Annotated in this window: 4 protein-coding genes; 2 read left to right on the forward strand and 2 right to left on the reverse strand. The window is 64.9% G+C overall.

The window, feature by feature from the left end:
* Positions 1–136: 136 nt before the first annotated feature.
* The gene (locus tag VF497_RS01325) at positions 137–1,627 is read right to left on the reverse strand and encodes a lytic transglycosylase (protein WP_330885496.1); all 1,491 of its coding nucleotides are present in this window, start codon (positions 1,625–1,627) and stop codon (positions 137–139) included.
* Positions 1,628–2,108: 481 nt separating this feature from the next.
* Positions 2,109–2,639, reverse strand: a complete 531-nt coding sequence (locus VF497_RS01330) for a TlpA disulfide reductase family protein (RefSeq protein ID WP_330885498.1) — start codon at positions 2,637–2,639, stop codon at positions 2,109–2,111.
* Positions 2,640–2,782: 143 nt separating this feature from the next.
* On the opposite strand from VF497_RS01330, the gene VF497_RS01335 reads away from it, so the two are divergent.
* Together VF497_RS01335 and VF497_RS01340 are read left to right on the forward strand one after the other, a co-directional pair.
* A complete protein-coding gene (locus tag VF497_RS01335; protein WP_330885500.1) occupies positions 2,783–4,312 on the forward strand; it encodes a helicase HerA-like domain-containing protein in 1,530 nt (509 codons plus the stop codon).
* Between the two features lie 25 nt (positions 4,313–4,337).
* Positions 4,338–5,612, forward strand: a complete 1,275-nt coding sequence (locus VF497_RS01340) for a hypothetical protein (RefSeq protein WP_330885502.1) — start codon at positions 4,338–4,340, stop codon at positions 5,610–5,612.
* Positions 5,613–5,637: the final 25 nt, after the last annotated feature.

A 5,637-nucleotide genomic window follows, 5' to 3' on the forward strand; every position in this document is an offset into this window, starting at 1 on the left:
AACGACGCTCGGAACGGCGCGCGATGGTTGCACGCTAGTCGTCTGCGGCACGGAGAAGAACCGTGCGCGCCTATGTTCACAGCCTAGTTTTTGTTGCGTACTTCAGCCCGCGCAGCGCAAACCGACATGCTGCGAGTCAGCGCGTGCAAACGCCGACCTGGAGCACGCGACCCGGATGCACATTGCCGACGTCCTTCGGCTTGATGCCGTTGGCCTTGGCCAGTTCGCTCGCATTGTCGCAACCGAATTTGCGTGCGATCGAGCTCAATGTTTCACCGCGGCGCACGACATAGGTCGGTGCGGCCTTGCGCGCCTTCGCCACCGGCGGCGGCGGAGGCGGCGCCCGCCGCGTCGCGCTCGCGATCACCGGCGCCGGCGTGGCGAGCACCGCTTCGTGCAGGTCGCTCGCGACCGAACCCCACACGCCGCGCATGCAGTTCTTCTCGTACAGTGCGACGAGCTGTTGCGGCACGCGCAGGCGCGTCGACGCCGGCAGCGGCTCGCGCGGCTCGACCGAGGCATTGAGGTTGCGCAGTGTGCGGAACCAGCCGTCGTGCAGATTGCCTTCCGAACCCAGGCACACGGCGAGCTCGGCCAGCGACGCCTTCTTCTGCAGTACCAGCGTGCCGGGACGGCCGTCGATCTTCGGAAATACCAGGTTGTACTTTTCCGGATGCAGGTAGAGCCACGCCGCGGCAAGCACGACCGGCACGTAGTCGCGCGTCTCGGCCGGCAACTGGGCGAAGATTTCCGGATCCCAGAAATTCGCATCGGGCGCGTTCTTGGCCAGGCGCTGCATGCGACCTTCGCCGCCGTTGTACGCGGCGATCACCATTTCCAGATTGTTGTTGAGGATCTCGAGCTGCTCGTTGAGATAGGCGGCGTTCGCGCGCGCGGCGAGCTGCGGATCGTAGCGCTGGTCGAAGCCGTCGCTGTAGGTCAGGCCGAAACGCTGCCCGGTCGCCGGCATGAACTGCAGCAGGCCGGCCGCGCCCGAGCGCGAGTACGCGTGCACGCGCCCGCCCGATTCCTTGGCCATGATGCCGAACAGGATCGCCTCGGGCAGCTTGGCCTTCTCGTACTCCGGCCACATCAGGTAGCGCAGGTACTGGTAGTTCTCGTAGGTGTCCATCAGGTAGGGGCGCAGCGTGGTCAGCCACTCCTCGAGCGCGACCTTGACCGGGCCGTTGAGCGTCATCACCTCGGACAATTCGCGCCCTTTCAGCAAGGTCACCGTGCGACTCACCTCGGGCACGGCTGCGGCGACCGCGGAGGCTTCGCCCGCCGTGGTCGTCGCCTCGGGTGTCATCGCTTCGTCGCCGCCGGGCGGCGCCGCCACTGCCTGCCCGGACATGCGCGCGAACGCGGCGTCAAATTTCGTCATATCGCAGCCGTGCGTCTTCATACACTGCTGGGCCGCGTCCTGCGCGTCGTTCCATGCCCACTGGTACGACGCCGTCGCCGCGGCCTCGTCGTTCTTGAACGTGGCCGGCTCGCGCGCGGCGTTGTAGCGTTTTTCGTCGTCCGCCAGGCGCGTATACAACGCAACGACTGCCGGACTGGGCTTCTCCTGCCCATTTGCCGCGGCCTTCTTCTGCGCGGGGCCGCCAGCGCAACCGGCGAGCACGAACGTCACAACAGCCGCAACACACCAAGGCGCCCCGAAAAACCTACTGCGCTCGATAATTTGCGCGCCGGCGGTGCTCGGACTGCGCAGGCAGGATGCCGAAGCGAACATTCGCGCAGCGAATGGCCCGAAGGGCGAGCCGCAGACGCGGCGAGTTATCCTCACATACTCGTCTGTATGCTCCGGTTCCTGCGCTCCGGCGACGCGCAAATTCTCTTCGCTCGCGACGGTTTTTCGAGGCACCCACATACGAATTCTGAACATTCCGCTCATCCGACGAATAAACGCGCACACGTTACACAGCGCGCGGCGGCGCGACAACCCTTGACGGACTGCAAATGGAATCCGTTCAGCCGCCAGCGCAACTCGAAAAACCTACTACGCTCGATAATTTGCGCGCCGGCGGTGCTCGGAATCCTCATGTACTCATCTGTACACTCCGGTTCCTGCGCTCCGGCGACGCGCAAATTCTCTTCGCTCGCTACGGTTTTTCGAGATGCTCACTATTCGCCGAAGCGGGCGCGAGCGCGCGATTGATTTCGTCGACGATGCCGGCCAAGGCATCTTCGCCATAGCCCTTGTGCGCGCCGAGAATGCGCCCGTCCTTGCCGACGATGACCATGTGCGGGATCGCCTTGACACCGTAAGCCTTCTGACTGCGCTCGTTGCGATCGTTGACCAGCAGCACGTGCATTTCGCCGAGCAGCTGCGCGGCCTTCTTGAACAGTTCGCGGTCTTCGATGTTGACCGCGATGACCTGGAGGCTGCCCTTGCCCTCCACCTGCAAGCCTTCGAGTATCGCCAGTTCCTTGCGGCACGGAGCGCACCACGATGCCCAGAACGACACGACGACGACCTTGCCGGGGTGGTCCGACACGCGCACCGAATTGCCCGTCTGGGTTACGCCGAGGACGACGTCGGGTGCAGCCTCGCCGACATTGGCGTCGGCATGGCAACAGGTGCTGGCAGCGAAGAGAAGCGCCGCCGCCAGCCTGGCGATGGTTCGCAACATGACGATCTCCCCGGGGCACGATGAATCGGCCATTTGCGTTGCATCGAAATCCTACCACTTTGATGCGACGCCGCAAGCCTGTCGCGTGTGCACCTGTCGTGAGAACATTCGTCCAGGGATCGCGCACGCATTCGGGGTAGCAAATGGCAAACGATATTCTCCTCGGCAAAAGCCAGCTCGTGGGCAGCAAGACGCCGGACGTGTTTCTGCATGCGAAATACGGCAATCGCCACGGCATGATTGCGGGCGCGACCGGCACCGGCAAATCGGTGTCGCTGATGGTGATGGCCGAGGGCTTCTCCAAGCTCGGCGTGCCGGTGTTCCTCGCCGACGTCAAGGGCGATCTCGCCGGCATGTCTCAAGCTGCCGTCGTCAACGACAAGCTCAAGCCGCGCCTCGACAAGCTCGGCATCAGCAACTTCACGCCGAGCGCGAACCCGGTGATCTTCTGGGACATCTACGGCAAGCTCGGCCATCCGGTGCGCGCGACCGTGTCCGAAATGGGCCCGACCCTGTTCGCGCGCCTGCTCGAACTCAACGACGTGCAGTCCGGCGTGCTCGAAATCGTGTTCAAGGCCGCCGACGACCACGGCTGGCTGCTGCTCGACCTCAAGGACCTGCGCGCGCTGCTCAACTTCGCCGCGGACAAGACCAACGCCAAGGAACTCTCCGCGCAATACGGCCTGATCAGCCCGACTTCGATCGCCGCGATCCAGCGTTCGTTGCTGCAACTCGAGAATGCCGGCGGCGACGCGTTCTTCGGCGAGCCCGCTTTGGATCTCGCGGACTTCATGCGCCAGGACATGTCGGGGCGCGGCGTGGTCAACATCCTCGCCGCGGACCAGCTCATCCTGAAGCCGATGCTGTACTCGACCTTCCTGCTCTGGCTGCTGTCCGAGCTGTTCGAGAAGCTGCCCGAAGTCGGTGACCTCGACGTGCCCAAGCTCGTGTTCTTCTTCGACGAGGCGCACCTGTTGTTCGACGACTGCCCGCCGGCGCTGCAGAAGCGTGTCGAACAGGTCGTGCGCCTGATCCGCTCGAAAGGCGTCGGAGTATACTTTTGCTCGCAGAACCCCGACGATGCGCCCGACGTCATCCTCGGCCAGCTCGGCAACCGCGTGCAGCACGCGCTGCGCGCGTTCACGCCGCGCGACCAGAGGGCAGTCAACGCCGCCGCGCAGACCTTCGCGCCCAATCCGCTGGTCAGCGACATCACCCAGGTCATCTCCCAGCTCGGCGTCGGCGAGGCACTCGTCTCGACGCTGCAGGAAGGCGGCGTGCCGCTGCCGGTCGAGCGCGCGTTGATCGTGCCGCCGAGCTGCCGCATCGGCACGATCACCGACGCCGAACGCGCGACGATCCGCTCGCGCTCGCCGGTCGGCGGCAAGTACGACACCGCGGTCGATCGCGAATCGGCGTTCGAGATCCTCACCCGGCGCGCCGACGTCACGATCGCGCGCCCCGCGCCCGGCGATGCAAACGGCGCCGATGCGCAGGCGCCCGCGCAAGGCCCGATGTCGGGCTGGGGCAAGACGATAAGCGACGTGCTGCTCGGCAGCGGGCGCCGCCAGGGCATGATCGAGACGATGGCGAAGTCCGCAATCCGCAGTGGCGGCAGCCGCCTTGGCACCGCACTCGTACGCGGCGTGCTTGGCTCGCTGCTGCGAAAATGACACAGCACGACTAGGGGGAAATCGGATGCAAACCGCTGCTACGCCCGTCGTTCCGTTCTGGAACAGACTGCGCACTATCTCGCTCTACGCTTTCCGCGGCGAGTCGTTGATCACGCTGATCGTGCTCTCCGCCTGCTCGCTGTTGAGCTTGCTGCCCGGCGTCGGCGTGATTATTCGGCTGCTCGTCACCGTCGCGTTCTACAAATTCGGTTTCGAAGTGCTTCACGCGACCGCGGACGGACGCATGGATCCACCCGCGGGCGGCCTGCGCGTCGAGGAGTCATCGGGCTGGAGCGCGATCTGGCTGCAAACCGGTTTCATTGCGCTCGCCGTTCTCGCCCTGCTGCTGTTCGGGCCTGTCTTCGGACTGATCGCCGTGATCGTGCTCGCCTTTGGCTGGCCCGGCGCGATGATGTCGCTGGCAATCGACGGAAGCGTGTCGCACGCACTCAATCCCGTCACCTGGCTGTCGATCATGAGCCGCCTGGGCTGGCCCTACTTCGTCGCCACTCTGCTGTGCCTGGTGATTTATGTGAGCATGGCCAACGCGCAGGCGCTGTTCGCGCCGTTCCTGCCGTCAGTACTGGCGATCTTCCTTGCCCAGTTCCTTTCTGGTTACGCGCTGGTGACGACATGCCACCTGATGGGTTACCTCGTCCATCAATATCAGGACGAACTCGGCTACGTGTCCGACCAACCCGCTTCCGCCCCGACTCCCCCGCGCGACCCTGACCGCGACGTGCTCGACCAAACCGAAGCCCTGATACGCGATGGCAAGGCCGAGGAGGCCGCGAAGCTGCTGCACGCGCAATTGCGCAGCCGCGGCGGCGCGGATACCGCCCACCTGCGCTATCGAAAACTGCTGCGCCTCATCGGCGACCGCGACGGCCAGCTGCAGCACGGTCGCGAATACCTTTCTTCGCTGGTCGCGCGCGACAAGGAAATTCTCGCGGTCGACATCGCCCGCGAATGCGCCGAACTCGATCCCGCCTTCGCACCGACCCGCGCCGAGGAAACCACCTGGGTCGCGCACAAGGCCGCGCAGCTCGGACAGAGCCAGACCGCGCTGCGCCTGCTTTCCGGCTTCCACCGCCGCCATCCGGACAGCGCGGACATTCCGAAAAACTACCTGCTCGCGGCGACATTGATGTTCGAGCGCTTCAACCGCGACAAGGATGCCCATGCGCTGCTGACGCAGCTGCAGAAAAGCTATCCCGGTCACGAGTTGCAACCGCGCATTGCCCAGCAACTGGCCATCGTCGAACGCATGCTGAACCAGGCGCCGGCAAAACCGGCCTGAGCCATCTCGGTCAGGCCTGAAGTAG

This window comes from Rudaea sp. (assembly GCF_036383415.1).
In the GTDB taxonomy this organism is placed as follows: domain Bacteria; phylum Pseudomonadota; class Gammaproteobacteria; order Xanthomonadales; family Rhodanobacteraceae; genus Rudaea.

Bases quoted from the DNA above. Each gene is read 5' to 3' on its own strand.
- VF497_RS01330 (WP_330885498.1), bottom strand. From the start codon at position 2,639: ATGTTGCGAACCATCGCCAGGCTGGCGGCGGCGCTTCTCTTCGCTGCC.
- VF497_RS01335 (WP_330885500.1), top strand. From the start codon at position 2,783: ATGGCAAACGATATTCTCCTCGGCAAAAGCCAGCTCGTGGGCAGCAAG.
- VF497_RS01340 (WP_330885502.1), top strand. From the start codon at position 4,338: ATGCAAACCGCTGCTACGCCCGTCGTTCCGTTCTGGAACAGACTGCGC.